The organism is Sphingopyxis solisilvae, from assembly GCF_015475875.1.
Classification (GTDB): Bacteria; Pseudomonadota; Alphaproteobacteria; order Sphingomonadales; family Sphingomonadaceae; genus Sphingopyxis; species Sphingopyxis solisilvae.
This window is the reverse complement of record NZ_JADKYM010000014.1, coordinates 47,682-64,276: the sequence shown is the minus strand read 5'-3', so window position 1 is coordinate 64,276 and position 16,595 is coordinate 47,682. Positions and strand designations below refer to the sequence as shown.

Here is a 16,595-nt window from a genome sequence, read left to right as displayed (position 1 = left end):
CTTTGCCGCGGCATATCAATAGGCATTTTTATGGATGACGACGCGGATCGTCTTCAGCATGATCGCAATATCGCCCCACAAGGACCAGTTCGAGAGATATTCAAGGTCGCAGCGCACCCGGCGCGCGAGATCCTCGACCTGTTCGGTAGCCCCGCGGAAGCCGCGGATTTGCGCAAGTCCGGTGATGCCGGGTTTGAGGGCGTGCCGCAGCCAATATTGCTGCGAGGCGTGCCAGAACAATTCGTCTCCCGCCGTCGAGCCCAGGGCGTGGGGCCGCGGGCCGACCATGCTCATCTCGCCGCGCAGGACGTTGAGCAGCTGCGGCAATTCGTCAATGCTGGTCCGGCGGATGATCCGCCCGACGCGCGTGATCCGGTCGTCGGCGCGCGACGCCGAGCGGTGACCGTCGGCATCGCTGCGCTCGACGTGCATCGAGCGGAATTTGAAGATGCGAAATTGCCGGTTGCCCTGGCCGACGCGCAGCTGTCGGAACAGCACCGGCCCCGGCGATTCAAGGCGGATCGCGAGCGCGACCAGCAGCAGCAGCGGCAGCAGCAGGATCGATGCCAGGCTCGCCACAACCAGATCGAGCGCCCGCTTCTGGATACGGTTCATGAGATCGAGCGGGCCGCGCGAGAGAATGATCGTGTCGCGATCGTCATATTGTCCGATCGCCACCGCGCCATGGAGATGGTCGCGATCGAAGAGGATCTCGCCGCCGACATCATGGCCCCTGAGGAAGGTCGCCCACGCCGGACGATGCTCGAACCGGCACGCAACGATCACCCGGTCATAGGGGGAGATGAGCCGCGAGAGGTGGTCGATCTTGTCGGGACGATCGAGGTCGGGCCAGAGATCGTCTCCGGTCACATCGACAACATCGGCATGCGGTTCGGGCCGTGCGGGCAAGCCATCGAGGATGAGGATCGTCGAGACGACCGCGGCGCCGATCATTTTTTTGGCCAATGCGTCGATAAGGAATTTCGAGGCAATGACAAAGACGGCGGCCGCGCCGAACGTCACGGCAAGGCCGAGGCGCGAGATATCTTCCGATTTGAACAAAAAGCCCATGCCGATGACGACGATCGCGGTCGCCCCGAGCGCGCCGAGCGAGCGCTGGATCGCGGCGAGCCGGTTCGCGAGCGTCTCGCTGTCCTGCGCCTCGCGGGCGATTTCGAACATGATGAAGATCGGCAGCGCGATATAGATGATCGACTGGCCCCCTGCCGCCAGCCATTGTTCGTCGCGCCATTGCAAAGCCACAAGATATCCCGCGACGAGCGACAGGATGTCGAGCAGCAGCGACAGCAGGTAAAGAAAGGTCCGCTTGTCGCGCGCGGTGGCGAGAAAATAACCGGCGGGGGCCGCGGGCTCGCCAACGCTGCGTTGCGCAATCTTGTCCGGGGAAAGTTTCGCGTCCAATTTCGTCATGCCCTTGCCTGCTCAAATGCCGGCATAGCCGCTAAATGTGGAGAATGGGTTGCCAGCGCCTCGGCAGCGCCGGGTTGCAGGTCGGCGCGCACCCAGCCATTGCCGCCGAACCCCAGATAACAGCGGCCGAAGCGATGCCTGTCGGCGACAAGCCCGAGGCCGATGGCAACCGTGTCGATGCTGTTGTTTGGGAACCGGCTGATCAGGAGCGGCTTGGTCGTAAACCAGTCAAAACTGACATAAAGTCCCTGGACACCGCCCGACACACCATAAAAATAGACCGCCGGGCGCGTCGCTCCGGGGGCCGGCATGCCGAAGTCAAAGGCGCTCAGGCGATAGGCGGGCAGTCCGCGCACCCTCGCGCCGTCGCCCTCAAGCCACAATAGTTGATCGTAGCGGTTGCTCGCTTCACAATTGGCGTAGAGAAGTTCACCGCTATGTCCTGGAACATACGCGAGCCGTGCCTGCCAGAACTGGCTGCGTGTATGCTGCTGCGATCCCAGCGGAGCGATCGTTCCCTTGATGCGCTGCTCCCAGTCGCCCTCGCCGCCGTTGCGATTGAGCCACAGGCCGGCAATATCGCGGCCGATGGCATCGCTGTTGTCGGCCAGCTTGTAGATATTGTTCACCAGCGCGGCAAACACCCCCGGCCGCGTCTTGTCGGCGGCGATGCAGTCGCGGTGGACATAATAGGCGTTGAGCCAGTCGGTGACCGGCGAATAGCCGCCAAAGGCGACCGGATGCCAGTCCTCGCTCGTGCGACCGCCATTTTTGGTCCACCAGGCACCGCCGCGATTGCCTTCCGCGATGATGATATTGTCGCGCGTCGAGACGGCGCAATCGCCGCCGGGCGCCCAGCCGGGACGGCCCGCCGGCGGAGGAAAAGGGGTGAAAGAGCGGCCCCAGTCGTCCGACCAGCCGTTACCGCCATCCTGCTGGAACAGGCCGACGACAAATTCGGGATCGTCGAGCGCATGGTCGATGCTGCGCAGATGGACGACAGCGCTGGCGTTGACCGACCGTCCCGGCGGGGGGCTGTAAGCCCAGCCGTTGTTTGCGCTGTCGGTGACCTGCCACACCCCCTTGTCCATGACGCCGAGCAAAAGGGCGGCCTGCGCCGAGGTCGAGAGCCCGCAGGTCGCGACAAATTCCGAAATGCCCGCGTTGAAGTCCTGGATGACGACCGGACGGGCCGGAGCGGCCGGCAGGTCGCAATAGTTGATACCGACGCCTTCGGCGATCCAGAGGCGCCCTTCGCGCACCGGATCGAAGAGGATCTGCGCCGGAAAGAGCGCCTTGTCGCTGTTCGACAACCAGTCGCTCTCCCCTCGCCCGCGCTGCTGCTTGCCGAATTCGGTCGAGCTCGCGCCGCCGTCGCGGCTCTGCCACCATTGACCGCCATTCTCGTTGACCCATATGAGATGCAGCGGATCGAACGGACTGACCGCGACCTGATCGGCGTTGAGTGTGCCCGGTGCCCGGCGCCAGGTTCCGCCGCGCAGAATGTGCAGGGCATCGGGGATCTGGGCGGCGCTGGTCCGGAACTGGCAGACATAGACCGCCCCGTCGGCGGCGGCGACGAGACAGGATGCGGTGGCCGGACCGCCGGCAAACAGAAACTGCCCCCCGATACCCGCGGCCGAATGATAGAGACCGACCCCGAAGACATGGACCCACGCGCTGCCATCCTTGCCCCAGGCGACAAGGTAGCGGCCCGGCGTGTCGCTGAAGTCGCGGGCGGTGTCGGGAAGATCGAGGCGCTGGTAGGTCCGAAATCCGTCGCCGGAGGCATAACAACCATCGCCGTTGGTTCCGACGAGGAGCCGGCCGGGGTCGCGCGGATGGATGTCGATCGACCGGTTGAAGCGGCGTGACGGCCCGGTATCGGCGAGGAACGCCTTTGGCGGCAGGGCCGTCCGCCGGAAGCTCGCGCCGGCATCGTCCGACCGGTAGAGAAGCCCGTTCCACGCGGTGTAGATGGTGCGCGGATCCGAGGGGGCGATACGGGTGCAATAGCTGCCGTTGTTGGCGCCCCCCGCCGACTTCGCGCGCAGCACCTTGCCATGGTCGGGTCTCGGGTCATAATCGGCGGCGGGCAGATTGTCCCGGCGCAGCAGATGGCGCCAGTGCGTGTCCCCGGCTTCGCGGATATAGCCGTTGAAGACGTCGGTGTTGCAGACCATGCGCGAGCCGTCACTGGCGATATCGACCCCGGTGACAAAACCGCCGCCGGCGCCGATCGGCGCGGGCGCAAACGACCATTGGGGCGTTGCCGGGGCCGCCGTGCGGCTGCGCCCGCGACCTTTCCCGGGGCCCGCAACCTCCGTCATCCGCACGAACCGCGAAGGTCAGGACGGGCGCGGTACCGGCGAAGCGGCGACCGGCCGGCGCGCTCCGCCGCGACGCTGCATCCTCGTTCGCCGAGGCCGGATCCTTTTGCCATAGCCCGTTATCGCCTTGTCTCGCGCGGCGCTCGTCTTCGCGCGTCCCCCCGAAGGGCCCGCCTGAGCTTTACCGGATTGTTTCGCCGATGTTAAGTTGTCGATGGCCGCTTCGACAGGCCAGGCCGAGCGTGCCCGCCGGAGCTATTTGAGAAAGGGAACGGGAACCTTCAGCACCTTGAAAATATAGACAATGACAGCGACGAACAGGACGGCGGCCGGCGCGTGATAGCCTTCGTTGCCGATATAGTTCACGATCGCGCAGCCGACCGCGGGCGGCGCATATTGCCATAGCTCGTCACGCGGCTCTTCCTCGGCGGAGCGTTGCAGCAGCAGGGTCGCGAGCCCGGCGAATGCGAAGACGGTGATCCAGTCCCAGAAAGTTTCCACCTCTTGCCCTCCCATCGCAGGGCCGCCGTCAAGCCTGCCCATGTTTTCCGACGGGCCGACATTAGCAGGCCCGCAAGGCGCGGGATAGTGGCGATATATGCCCATCGGGTTAATGGCCCGCAGCGATGGCAGTCGCTCCGGTTGCAAGGCGCATTGCAAGATATGCTCCTTGCAACGGCGATCGCGGAGCAACCGGCGCTACCGGCCCGGCACGTGAATGCTTCATGTTAATTTTCAATTTTTGAGGCTAAGCCGCTGCTTATGAAACCGATCCGCAAAGCCGTTTTTCCCGTCGCCGGTCTCGGCACCCGCTTTTTGCCCGCGACCAAGGCGATCCCCAAGGAGATGCTCCCGATCGTCGACCGCCCGCTGATTCAGTACGCCGTCGACGAGGCCCGCGAGGCGGGGATCGAGCAGATGATCTTTGTCACCGGGCGCGGCAAGAGCGCGATCGAGGATCATTTCGACATCGCGTTCGAGCTGGAAAAGACGATGTCCGAGCGCGGCAAGGACCTGTCGGTGCTGGCGCCGACGCGGCTTGGCCCCGGCAATTGCGCCTATGTCCGCCAGCAGGAGCCGATGGGGCTGGGGCATGCGATCTGGTGTGCGCGCGATATCGTCGGCGACGAGCCCTTTGCGATCTTCCTGCCCGACGAGTTCATGCACGGATCGCCCGGCTGCATGAAGCAGATGGTCGACGCGTATCACAAGGTTGGCGGCAACCTGATCTCGGTGCTCGAAGTGCCGCGCGAGCAGGTGTCGAGCTATGGCGTGATCGCCCCCGGCGGGCGCGACGGGGCGCTGACCGAGGTCAAGGGGCTGGTCGAAAAGCCCGCGGTCGCCGACGCGCCGTCGAACCTGATCATTTCGGGCCGCTATATCCTGCAACCCGAGGTGATGCGGGTGCTGGAAGGACAGGAAAAGGGCGCGGGCGGCGAGATCCAGCTGACCGACGCGATGGCGACGATGATCGGCAACCAGCCGTTCCACGCGGTGACGTTCGACGGTGCGCGGTACGATTGCGGATCGAAGGCCGGGTATATCCAGGCCAATCTGGCGGTCGCGCTCGAACGTCCCGACATGGCCGACGAAGTGCGCGCCTTTGCGATCGATCTGCTGAAATAATCCCGCGGTCGGCGGCCAGAGGGTCGCACAGCGCGCCCTGCACCTGGCGAACCCGAGCTGCCCCCCCCCCTTTCCGGCAGCTATACTAGCACATTGCCGACCCGGGACATCGCGACGTTCCCGGGATAATGGTCATTGGCGAATAGGTCTCCGTCGCGGGCGCCCCGTGCGCAGCGACTCGGACGGTAGCGACTCGCGAGTCGCGCGTCCGAACCTGTCCGCACGGTCCCGATCGGCGAGCCGCAAAAAAAAATCCTTGGTTAAGGCCGAAGGTTGCCCCCGCCGTTGCAGCGGTCGCGAAGGACGTGGGCGCCGCCAAAACTCCTGCCGCCCTTCGGCATTTGTTATCTTTTTTGTTACAGGTCGCGCCAACCGACTGCGCGTCGTCCAGGCGCGGAATCCCGTGCGATTCGGGATGCTGAGCGACCAAGACGGCGACGCGGCCGGCTCCCGTTCGCTCCCAAATGCCGCCTCACCCGACATTTTGACGTCAGCCAACCGCGCCCGCTTTCGGCATCGAGCGTGTCGAAACTAGTGTTTCATTTCAAGACATCGGTGCAAAAAACCGCCGCCGAGGATTCGACTCTCGTTGTTACATGGTGTTAAGAAAGCCTTATCACACCAACGACGGAATTTGGGGTCGCATCCTAATCCAGGGTAAGGAGCGCTACGATGCGTAATTTGATTAAACTGACTGCAGCAGCCGCATTGATCGGGGCAAGCGTTCCGGCATCGGCAGCTGTCACCATCTGTCTGGGCGGCGGCTGCGTCGCCAATCCCGATTCGAACGTGCTGCTGAATACGGGCGACACCGGCACCTCGGTTACTGGCACGCTGAACAATGCGTCCGGCACGGTCACGCTGACTTCGACCGAATCGCTTTCGCTGCCTGCCAATGGTGCTGCCCGTGTCACCGCAACCGATGGCGTCCTCAACAATCCGCTGACCTTCACCTTCAACGATGGTCTGATCAGCGCGCTCGAATTCAACATCAACGCGCTCACCAACGGCGACGTGTTCTTCACCTTCTCGGGCGGCGACAGCGACGGCCTGGTGACGACGCTCTACGACCTTAGCCAGAACGGCCAGAACTTCTTCAACGCCTTCAACGGCACCTTCCAGAGCGTCACCATGTCGTTCGCCAATGGTGCGACGGTGCAGGATGTTCGCCAGTTCCGCATGACGTCGGCTGCCGCCGTTCCGGAACCCGCGACCTGGGCGCTGATGCTCATCGGTTTCGGTGCGATCGGTTTCGGCATGCGCCGCCGCCGCGCGGACAGCGTCCGGGTACGTTTCGCCTGAGCGAGCGCACCGCATAAAATCGGGTGAAAGGCACCCTGCGACAGTCCACATCGCAGCGGCTCTTCCTTTGCAACCCCCGTCTTCGGCAGCTGCGTCCACCCTACGGTGCAGCTGCCGAAGTTCTTTTCGCGCCCGGTCTACCTAGCCCGACCGTTCCGTACCGACATGAAGGCATGTCGCACCGCGAAGCGGATCACCGCTCGCAACGTCCCGGGACCGCAACCTTCCAAAGCCCGCCCCGCCCGAGCGCGAGCCGGTGCGCGTTGCCCAAAATGGCGCGCGCCGACCAAGCACTGACGCGCCGACGCCGTTAACGATTCTGCCAGTGTAGCTCTGATGCGTCGGATGCGCCTCGGATAGCCGGGCCCATCGCGCCCCAATCGACCTGCCTCGCCTGAAACGCGTTCTGGCTACCTCCTCACCATCTGGTCCGGGCCCGATATGGCAGCGCGCCGATCCCCCGACCTCAGCAGGCGGTGCCCCGGGAGGCGCGGCGATCCCGTTCGCCCTGCGGCCGACAAGGAAGCGGAACATAACCGGCTACCGAGCAGGTGCCGAGCAGACCCCTCGCCGCTCGCGCATGCGACTGCGGTAGGACCGAGTGCCATCACCATATTAGATAGAGAGAGCGCCGACATGCTGGCGGCAATCCGCCTAGAGCCATCAACTATCTTTGCTTGAGATAGCTTCCACCGACCGGGCGCGCGTGCCCGGTGCGCCAGACCAATTGTACGTCACGCGATCGACCAGCTTGGGATCCGGAACGAGCGAAAAGGCCGCTCCGGCAGGAACGGCCTTTCACCGGGTCAGAAACAATCGTCGTGCCGGCAGGATCGCCGGCGCTGCGATCGTGCGAAATCAGGCGATGGCGAGCTGGTGCTTCACGGGGTGGCTACGACGGCGGCGCATGATGCCGCCGATCAGCCCGAAACCAAGCAGCATCGTCGCCCAGGTCGCGGGTTCCGGAACCGCGGCAGCGGTCGCGAGTGCGATCGACGCGGTGCTGCTCGCCTGCCAGCTCGTTCCGCGGAAATCGAGGGTGAGCAAACCATTGCTCAGCGATACGTCCGAGGCATCGAAGCCGCTGATCGTCGAGTTGAGGAACGACGTGCTGGTGAACGCATTCGAGATATTGTTGAGCGCAATGATCGTCTGGCCGAGCGTGATGATCCCGCCCGACACGTTCGAAATGGTGAGCGACGTCGCGTCGAAATCGAGGCTGAACGCGCTCTGACCGGCCCCTACCCCGAATTCCTGTCCGGCGCCGACCGTTGCCGAGGGTGCCGAGCAGCTAAAGGTCGACAGGGAGTTTGTCTGCGTGCAGGTCACGGTATCGCCAATCAGGCTTGCCGCCTGCGCGGGGGTGGACATCGGCAGAGCAACCAGCGCGGCAGCAGCGAACATTGACAGAAACTGTTTCACAATCTTATCCCCTTGAAAGTCAAGAGATTCATATGGCTTTGTTCAAATTCCGCAACAGAAATTAACATATTAGACAATGCGCATGTCCAATTTTGAGACAGCGCTCACCCGCCACCAATCGTCGCTTTCAATCCGGTCCGACGACCCGGGACTTGCCATCGCCGTCGCGGCGCCCGCCTGCCCGTCAAAGCCAAAATCACGACCCCGCGCGATGTGGAGTCCCCCGCGATGATCCCAGGGGAGAGCAGGATGCCGCGCCGAAAAATGTGGACCAAGATCACGCAGCGCGCGCAACCCTCGCGACTTCGGTAACCCGGATTGGGCAAAAAAAATGGGCGGCCCGAAGGCCGCCCAATGCTCCTCGTCAGTAATTCGAGCTCAGGCGAACCGGACCCGGACACCCTTGTCCGACGAGCGGCGGCGGCGCATGCCGAAGCCGATCGCGCCGAAACCGAGCAGCATCAGCGCCCAGGTGGCCGGCTCGGGAACCGCGTTGATCGCGAAATTGTCGGTTTCGAATGCGTTGCTCGTCGAGCGCAGGCGCAGCGACGTCAGGCTGCTGACATGCTCGCCGCTGATGTCGAAGCGCACAACCGGGTTGAGATTGGGATCGGTCTGGCTGCCGTTTGCGGGATTGAAGATGTCCGAACCGCTGAACGTCGCGATGACGTCGCCGTTGCCATCGAGGAAGTCGATGAAATTATATTCATCGACCGAGCCCCACAGGAAGCTGATGTTGAAGATGTCACCGATCGACGACAGATCCATGATCCCCGGCGAACCATCGCTCGGACCAACCGTCCAGTAATTGCCGGTGCTGCCAAACGGCTGGGCCCGCACGCCATCGACCGAGCCGGTGGTCACAAGGCCGCCGCTTACCGGCGCCGCCGATTCGAAATCGAAGGTCGGCGCGGGTCCCGAATAGGGAGCCGTTCCCGGCGTTACCGAACCGAGGGTCACCGCCGCGTTGGCCGCGGCAGGAAGCGCCAGGGCCGCGGCCGAGGCAAATATCAAACTCTTCATCAAAGTGCGCATCGTCTTCATCTCCGAAAAAAAATCGAGGGGTGACAGGCCGTGCGACTCGCCCTGTTTGCGTTATTAGTAACTAATTTTTAACCACTCTCGCGCCCATTGCGAGTCAAAAATGGCTCGCCCTGTCTCATTCTCGGACTCGGCGCAGCGCGGCAACCTGCTCGAAAGCCGTGCGAGTTCGACGGCGCCCGCAGAAGAGGTCGGCAGGTCCGCGCGCGTGCGCCCCGCGGTGTGGACTGCAATCAATGTTAAAAAAAAAAAGGCGGCCAAAGACGGGCCGCCTCAGTCGAATGAACGGAGTTCTCCGTTCGGGTCGCAGGCCCTGCATAAGCGACGAGGTCCAAAGGCAAAGCGCAAAATTGCCGCTGTCCTGTTTCGGCACTCGCCGTTTGCTCTACCCTAACCACCGGGCCTTCTCTGTCGGCAGGCATTGCGGCATCGCAAAATCGATCAAGCGGCGAAGGCGAGCTATTCCTCGCGTCAACGATCGCTCCGCAGCGAAGGAATCGCCGAGCCCTCAAGCCTTAAGACAGGTGTCGAAGGCCAGGCTTTCGTTCGGGGCGAGACTATCACCCGGCCATGCACATCGATCCGGCACTGGATCCCGCCCCATTCCAACATTGCCGTACCCTCAATGCCGTAAGCGGCGCACCGGAAGCGCTCGGCTCAAGAAGAGCGCCGCGCTTTCAGCCGCGTCAATCTCGCCGCTACCCAGATGGAGGGAATACCGCGCAACGCGACGTATAAGCAACTGAGATTCAATACTTTTATCATATCCGCTGAACCTCATAGCGTGTCCTTATCGGCACTCAGCACAAAGACGTTCGAAGCGGCTGAACTTAAAAATGCACAAGATTAGCTTTGCCGAGAGGACGATCGGCGGCAAAAAGCGTCCCAATTTACGTCACAAATGGCCAAAATGCTGGCTTTCTTTGATTGAACCCGACTTAACTATGGCCTAATCTACCCTCCGGGTCGCAGCGTGATTCTTGTTCAAGGAGGGCCGCATGCGAAGTGGGAGCGACTGTCGGCGCCTGACGCCGACCGCAAAGCGAATGATTTTCGACACGCGGGGGGCGACCGCCGCCATCTTCGCGATTTCGCTGCCGATACTGGTCGGCATGGGCGCGCTTGCTGTCGATGTCGGTTTGTGGAACGTGCAAAAGCGCCATGCCCAAGGCGCCGCCGATCAGGCCGCGTTTTCGGCGGCGGTTGCCGCCAAGGCAGGAAACAGCGCTGCCAATGTGCAAATCAATGCACGGGCAATTACCGCTGGAATGGGGTTCGTTCACGCGGCCAACGGCGTGACGGTCGCCGTCACCAATCCGCCGAGCGCCGGCCAGTTCGCTGGCCAAACCGGATATTGGGAAGTGACTATAACCGAACCCCAGTCCACATGGCTGGCTGGGCTTCTGTTTAGCGGCGATGCGACGGTGCGCGCCCGCGCCGTGGCTGGCGGCGCTGCCGGCGGCAATGCCTGTATCATCGGACTTGCCACCACCGGCACTTCAATTAGCATGAGCAACGGCAACGAAGTCACCAATCCCGGCTGCGCGGTTTACTCGAATGCAAATATGTCGATGTCCAATAACAGCAAGATTTTCGGATCGGCGTATGTTTCCGGAACGATCAGCATGAGCAACGGCGCGACGATTGGGACGCAGCAAACGGGCGTTACACCGGTGGCGGATCCTTATGCCGATGTAACTGTCCCATCCTCTTGCCCCGGAACGGCCAAGATGTCCGCGAATAACAATCAAACAATAAATTACACTGCAGGAAATTATTGTGACGGCATTCAAGTCGGTAACGGGGTTACCATCAACCTAGCCCCCGGTACTTACTATATTGGAAAAACTATCACCAATGGTAACAATTTGACGATCAACGCAACAGGCGGCGTCACTCTTGTCCTCATGAACGGTGCCGCGTTTAACGATGCCAACGGAATTACGCTGAACATCACGGCTCCCAGCACCGGCACTTATGCCGGAGTTGCCCTTATGAGTCTCGCCACGTCGCCGACGAGCCAGACGTTTATGAACAATATGACGTTTAATGTTCAAGGCGCAATGTATTTCCGAAATCAGAATATTGAATTCAAAAATAACATGACGTTCAATGCGGCGCTTTGTACCCAATTGGTCGCGCAACGGATAATCATGAAGAATAATGCCAACATGAATAATACTTGCCCCGGCACCGGCATCCGTAATCCAGGCAATTCGTCCGTCGCGTTGATGGAGTAAGACGATGCGCGTTTCCCGATTTTTCTTGTCGAGCCATCTGATCCGCGGTGAATCCGGCGCGAGTGCGGTCGAGTTTGCCCTGGTGTTGCCGGTATTGGTTGCATTGCTAACCGGGATAATCGATCTGGGCGCGTTGGCCTGGAAGAAAATGGAGGTCCAAGGAGCGGCGCGCGCCGGCGCCAATTATGCGCTGGTCAACGCCACAAAGGGTTTCGATGCGAATCTGGTTGCCGCAGCCGCAACCAGCGCGACAAATTTGCCGGTGACATTTCCGGAGCAGCCAAAGAAGGAATTCGGCTGCCCGAACGAAACGACCGGGATCACGGCTGTTGCGAACAATACTACCCTCTGCTCGAACGGCACGGTCCCGGGCAGTTACGTGACAGTGCGTACCAGCACCATCTATACGCCGATCTGGTTCAACACAGTGTCGTTGTCGGCAACTGCCAAGGTGCGCATATCATGAGCGGGGCCCGCGGCGAAGAGCGTCCCGGTGCGGCCGATCGGCTTCGCCGTCTCCGCGTCGCACGGAGCGGGGCGATGGCCGCCGAATTCGCGATGGTGATCCCCTTGCTGCTGACCTTCAGTCTGGGCATCATCGAATTCGGGCGGGCCATGTGGATGCGCAATACGATGCAGTCAGTGGTCGAAGCAGCCGCCCGCTGCTACGCGCTCGACCGCACAGAATTGATCGTCCGTCCGTGCAGCACCGTCGAGAACGTCAGAAGCTTTGCGGCGACGTCTGCCAACAACGCGGGGGTCAAATCGTTGACGTCCGCCAACTTCGCAGTGTCCTCACCCACCTGTGGCAGACAGGTGACGGCAACCTATGGATTCCAATCCTTGGTACCCGTTATTCCGCTGAATGTGACGCTGACCGCCAAAGCGTGTCGACCCGCTACGCCGGTCACCTGACTTCTCCATGAAACGTCGACGACGGTTCAGGAATATGTCCACAACAGCGAAGAAATTCCCCCGGCGGCGATTGCAACGCCATATGCGATCCGGCGATCGCGCAGCCTCCCCTGTTTATTCGGCGCTCCGCCGATCGAGGTTCGAAGCATCAGGAGCGCCAGCGAAAGCACGACCACGCCGACGCCAGCTAGTGAAGTGAAGAGGAGCAGCGTCAGCCCCTCGGAAAAATCGAACCAGAGAGCCACCGCCGCATAAAGCTTGACATCGCCGCCGCCGAACCAGCCGAAATGAAACATCAGCATGCCGACGGTGAGCGCAGCGACAAAGTGCAGCAGGTGCGACCAGAGCGGTCCGCTGAACGGAAAGCCCGCGACCCAGGCAAGCGCGGCGAGCAACAGCAGGCAGAGCGGATAGAAATTCGGGATCAGGAAGCGGCGCGCGTCGGACACCGCGGCCGCGAGCAAGATGGCGGCGAAAGCGAGTTCAATGGCGGGCAAAGCTCGGGCCTTTCCTGTCGCTGCTGCTCATCTCACCATATTGGCGCCAGAGCTCGGCATCGTGACGCGGCCGGACCAGTAGCGCCTGGCCGAGCATCGCCTCGGCGAGCCGGGTGCGGCCTGCCTGCCGGGCGCCGAGCCCGGCAAACTGAAGACGACGGCTCCAGAACATGTCGTCGTCCCCGGCGGCGCGCGCCGGACGTTCGCCGAGCATGCCGCGCGCAAAATCGAGATTGAGACGAAGATCGGGACGCCCTGGATCGCGCCGTACCAGCGCGGCAAGCAATTGCGCCGCGGCAGCGCCTTCGCCCGCTTCAACGAGAGCGACCGCCAGTTCGCCCTGTGCATCGATGCTCGTCGGCTCGAGCGCCGCCGCGCGGCGCAGCGCCACAACCGCTTCCGCCGGGCGCCCGCGCGCGAGCTGCAGCCGTGCCAACCCGCGCCAATAAACGGGCTCGCTGCTGCACAGGACATCCTCAGCTGGACCGAGGCGCTCGGCATCGCCGAGTGCGGCGGTGGCGAGCAGCGCCAACATGTTTGCCGACAGGGCGCGGCAGCGCAGCTGATGGTCTGCCGCGATGGCGGCAAGGCGCGGCAGCGCTTCGCCGGCGCGGCCGACGGCAATCAGCCATTCGGCGCGCAGCAGCGCGAGTTCGGGGTGGTGTTGCCCGGCAATCTGGGTCTCGAGACGGTCGAGCAGTTCGCTTGCCTCGACCAGGCGCGCGCCGGCCATCGCGCTATCGACGGCCGCCAGACTTTCGATCGGCAGCGCCGGCGTGGCTTCCACCGGGGCTGCGGCGGCTCTCGCCTCCTGTGCGGACAGCGTCGGCGCAGCCAGTGCCGACAGGCAAGCGGCAGCGCATAGCGACCCGACCAAAACTGCTCCCCGACGTCCCATCGCCTCAGATCGCTGCGGGCTTCGCCGACAAGGTCAGCTCGGCCATGTGATAGGCGCGGTTGAGCTGGTCGAGATAGGCAGCAACAAGTCCGAGATAGTCGCGGTTGCTCATCGTCTCGGGCTTGAGCCCGGCGGGCATTGCGACGGCGAGACTGCAGGAGGTTCCGGCGGGCTGGCTCGCAACGAAGACTTCGCCGATGCTGAGGCGGAAGATTGCGACCCCCTCCCCCGTCGGCGCGGTAGCGGACGAGGCCGGATCGGCAAGGCAGATGACCGACGCGTCATCACCGCCGACCGCAGATTGCGCCGCCACCGGCGCCGAAAAGCCCGCCTTGACGAGGAGCGGCCGGAAGGCGCCGCCGAGCGGGCTCAGGGCGCGCAGTTCCGCCCCGACCGGCTGGCGCGCGTCGGACGCGGCAAAAGATATGCTGAGCAGCGGCGCACCGTCATCATCCCCGGTCGCAGCAGCGACGGTCGCCGCATTGCGCGGCATGGGGATATCGGCGAGCAATGCCTCGCGTTTCGCCGGCTGGCCCGACGCCTGATAAAAGGCCGCGAGATTGCGCCGCGTTCGCGGATCGTCGCTGCGCAGCGCGAGTGCCTTTTCGAAATAGGTTTCGGCGAGGTCGGCGCGGCCGATCGCATCATAAGCGATCGCAAGACCGTTAAGACTGTCGAGTTCGAGCGCGGGATCCTTGCCCGCGGCGCGGAACAACTCGATCGCCAGCCCATATTGTTTCGAGCCGAGATAGCTGCGCGCGCGCGCCAGCGATTCCGTCGGCGACAGGCCCGCGAGCACCGGCACGCTGCGAACGGTGGGAAGCGCGGTGCGCAGTTGCGGCCCGAAGGAACAACCCGCCAGCGCGATCGCGCCGAGTGCAACCCAGGACATGGTGCGGCGCTGCATGCTCACCCCCCTCCCATGGCAGGCGCAACCTGCCGGATGACCCGGATCGCGGCCGGGAGCATCAAGACACCGATCATCACCGGGAGCATGCAGGCGACGAGCGGGATCGAGATCAACACCGGCAGCCGGTGCGCTTTCTCCTCGGCCCGCATGCGGCGCTTTTCGCGCATCTCGGTCGCATAGACGCGCAGGGTCGTTGCGATGCTCGAGCCGAGCTTGTCGGACTGGATGAGCAAGGTCGCAAAGGCGCGGATCTCGTCGACCCCCGAGCGATCGGCCATGGCGCGCAGCGCATCCTCGCGGCTGGCGCCGGCACGCAGCTCGAGCGTGGTTTGCAGCAAGGTTTCGGCGATCAGCGGGTGCGAGGTGGTCATCTCGCGCGCGACGCGGTCGAGCGCGGCCTCGAGGCCCATGCCGGCCTCGACGCAGACGAGCATCAGGTCGAGACAGTCGGGAAAGCCGTTGATGATTTCCTGGCGGCGGCGGTCGGCCTTCGCGGTGACGAAGAGATTGGGAAGAAAGAGCCCCAACGCAGCAAAGCCGGCGCCCTGCAGATAGAGGCTAAGCAGCGATACCGGTTTGTCAGAGAGCAGCTGCGGCAACAGGATCGCAAGCGGCAGCACGACGATCATGATAATCCGCACCAGCGTGAAAATCTTCGGCGCGGCGGGCGAGCGGTAGCCTGCGGCAATCATCTTGCGCTGCAAGGCCTTGGGATCGGAATCGCCGAGCGAGAGACCGCCGCGTTCGATGCGCTCGGTGAGACGCGACCAGGCGCTGGCGCGCGAATTGGCCATGGAAAGCCGCGCCGCCGCGCTCTCCGCTGCCATCGCCTCGCGCGACTGGCTATCGAGCCGTTCGAGAATGAGGCGGCGACTGGCAACCGCCCGCAGCGCGAAAAAGGCGAGCCCTGAAACCACCGCGAAGAGCAGCAGCAGGACGGTCCAGCGCATCCAGGGCGACAAGGCGATCAGTTCGACCATGTCAGACCTTCAGATCGACCATGCGCCGGATCCAGAAAAAACCGACGGCATAAAGCAGCAACAGACCGGCAAAGCCCATCGTGAAAATCGGATCGCCGGCGACCTCGAGATAGAATTCCGGACGAAGGGCGAACAGGCCGGCGAACGACAGGATCGGCAAGGCGGTGAGGACGACAGCGGTCATCCGGCCTTCCGAGCTCAGCGCGCGCACCTTCATGAACATGCTGGCGCGCTCGCGAATGACGCGGCCAAGATTCTCGAGAATCTCGGCGAGATTGCCGCCGGTTTCCATCTGCACCGAAACCGAAACGACAAACATGTCGATATCGGGGAGCCCCCAGCGGTCGGCCAGGCGTTGCAGCGCATCGCGCAGGCTGAACCCGAAGGCTATCTCGTCGCTAACGATGCCAAACTCGGTCCCGACGGGATCTTCCATTTCCTCGACGAGGAGGTTCATCGCGGCGGGAATGGGGTGGCCGGCGCGAAGGCCGCGCACAAAGACGTCAAGCGCGACGGGAAACTGCGCTTCCATCCGGCGGCGGCGGGCATCGGCCTTGCGTCCGATCACCATCCAGGGCAGCAGCACCCCGATGACAATACCGAAAGCGAGCGCGAGTTGCACGACGCCAAGGGTGAGCGCCGTGCCGCTGGTCGATATGAGGAATATCACGCCCATGGTGACGACGAGGGTCGCAATTGCCATAAACCCCATGACGTCGAAGACCGAGCGGCGAATGTCGGCGGCGACAAGATTGCGGTGAAAAGCGCGCACCGCGCTCGACACCCATGCCGGGGCGCCGGGAATGTCGCTTGGCAAATCCTTGCGGAGCCGGTTGGTCACGATCTCGCGATCGACCCCGGCCTCGATCAGACGCAGGCGCTCGTTGACCGCACGGCTCTTGCTCCTGCGATCGGCGATTGCGCCGCCGACGAGCTGGACCACGAGCACGACGAACGCAAACAAGGCGACCATGGTCAGCAGCCGCAGGATGCTGTCGTTCAT

General features: G+C 63.2%; 14 protein-coding genes and 1 pseudogene. 5 read left to right on the top strand and 10 right to left on the bottom strand.

Features of this window, described 5'->3' with window-relative positions:
* Positions 1-15: 15 nt before the first annotated feature.
* The 3 genes from IR187_RS11275 to IR187_RS16840 all read right to left on the bottom strand — a co-directional run bounded on the left by IR187_RS11275 (position 16) and on the right by IR187_RS16840 (position 4,421).
* Complete coding sequence (locus IR187_RS11275) at positions 16-1,431, bottom strand: exopolysaccharide biosynthesis polyprenyl glycosylphosphotransferase (protein WP_194954708.1); 1,416 nt, start codon at positions 1,429-1,431, stop codon at positions 16-18.
* Positions 1,428-3,761, bottom strand: a complete 2,334-nt coding sequence (locus IR187_RS11270; RefSeq protein ID WP_194954707.1) for a beta propeller repeat protein — start codon at positions 3,759-3,761, stop codon at positions 1,428-1,430. Before IR187_RS11270 ends, IR187_RS11275 begins: the two co-directional genes overlap by 4 nt.
* 255 nt (positions 3,762-4,016) lie before the next feature.
* Positions 4,017-4,421 (bottom strand): XrtV sorting system accessory protein, encoded by a 405-nt coding sequence (locus tag IR187_RS16840; RefSeq protein ID WP_228765838.1) that lies wholly within the window; start codon positions 4,419-4,421, stop codon positions 4,017-4,019.
* 102 nt (positions 4,422-4,523) lie between these two features.
* Between IR187_RS16840 and galU the strand changes: the two genes are divergently transcribed.
* Together galU and IR187_RS11255 are read left to right on the top strand one after the other, a co-directional pair.
* Positions 4,524-5,387 (top strand): UTP--glucose-1-phosphate uridylyltransferase GalU, encoded by an 864-nt coding sequence (galU, locus tag IR187_RS11260; protein ID WP_194953930.1) that lies wholly within the window; start codon positions 4,524-4,526, stop codon positions 5,385-5,387.
* 672 nt (positions 5,388-6,059) lie between these two features.
* Positions 6,060-6,689: a PEPxxWA-CTERM sorting domain-containing protein gene (locus IR187_RS11255; RefSeq protein WP_194954706.1), complete on the top strand. Its 630-nt coding sequence runs from the start codon at positions 6,060-6,062 to the stop codon at positions 6,687-6,689.
* 858 nt (positions 6,690-7,547) lie between these two features.
* On the opposite strand, the pseudogene IR187_RS17170 reads toward IR187_RS11255, so the two are convergent.
* Positions 7,548-7,667 (bottom strand): annotated as a pseudogene (locus IR187_RS17170) (PEPxxWA-CTERM sorting domain-containing protein); the annotation flags it as partial.
* An 822-nt stretch (positions 7,668-8,489) separates the two neighbouring features.
* Entirely contained in the window at positions 8,490-9,134 is a 645-nt protein-coding gene (locus IR187_RS11245) for an Npun_F0296 family exosortase-dependent surface protein (protein ID WP_194954704.1), read from the bottom strand.
* Positions 9,135-10,150: 1,016 nt separating this feature from the next.
* Between IR187_RS11245 and IR187_RS11240 the strand changes: the two genes are divergently transcribed.
* From IR187_RS11240 to IR187_RS11230, 3 genes are all read left to right on the top strand, one after another.
* Entirely contained in the window at positions 10,151-11,392 is a 1,242-nt protein-coding gene (locus tag IR187_RS11240) for a pilus assembly protein TadG-related protein (RefSeq protein ID WP_194954703.1), read from the top strand.
* Between the two features lie 4 nt (positions 11,393-11,396).
* Complete coding sequence (locus IR187_RS11235; RefSeq protein ID WP_194954702.1) at positions 11,397-11,858, top strand: TadE/TadG family type IV pilus assembly protein; 462 nt, start codon at positions 11,397-11,399, stop codon at positions 11,856-11,858.
* Between the two features lie 74 nt (positions 11,859-11,932).
* Positions 11,933-12,307, top strand: coding sequence for a TadE/TadG family type IV pilus assembly protein (locus IR187_RS11230; RefSeq protein WP_194954701.1), 375 nt, complete (start codon positions 11,933-11,935; stop codon positions 12,305-12,307).
* A gap of 26 nt (positions 12,308-12,333) precedes the next feature.
* Here IR187_RS11230 and IR187_RS11225 read toward each other — a convergent pair whose 3' ends face one another.
* The 5 genes from IR187_RS11225 to IR187_RS11205 form a co-directional block, all read right to left on the bottom strand.
* Positions 12,334-12,804, bottom strand: a complete 471-nt coding sequence (locus tag IR187_RS11225) for an A24 family peptidase (protein WP_267463779.1) — start codon at positions 12,802-12,804, stop codon at positions 12,334-12,336.
* Positions 12,791-13,591, bottom strand: a complete 801-nt coding sequence (locus IR187_RS11220; RefSeq protein WP_194954699.1) for a tetratricopeptide repeat protein — start codon at positions 13,589-13,591, stop codon at positions 12,791-12,793. Before IR187_RS11220 ends, IR187_RS11225 begins: the two co-directional genes overlap by 14 nt.
* 115 nt (positions 13,592-13,706) lie before the next feature.
* On the bottom strand, positions 13,707-14,609 hold the full coding sequence (locus IR187_RS11215) for a tetratricopeptide repeat protein (RefSeq protein WP_194954698.1): 903 nt from the start codon (positions 14,607-14,609) through the stop codon (positions 13,707-13,709).
* Between the two features lie 2 nt (positions 14,610-14,611).
* Positions 14,612-15,592, bottom strand: a complete 981-nt coding sequence (locus tag IR187_RS11210; RefSeq protein WP_194954697.1) for a type II secretion system F family protein — start codon at positions 15,590-15,592, stop codon at positions 14,612-14,614.
* 1 nt (position 15,593) lies between these two features.
* A complete protein-coding gene (locus IR187_RS11205) occupies positions 15,594-16,595 on the bottom strand; it encodes a type II secretion system F family protein (RefSeq protein ID WP_194954696.1) in 1,002 nt (333 codons plus the stop codon).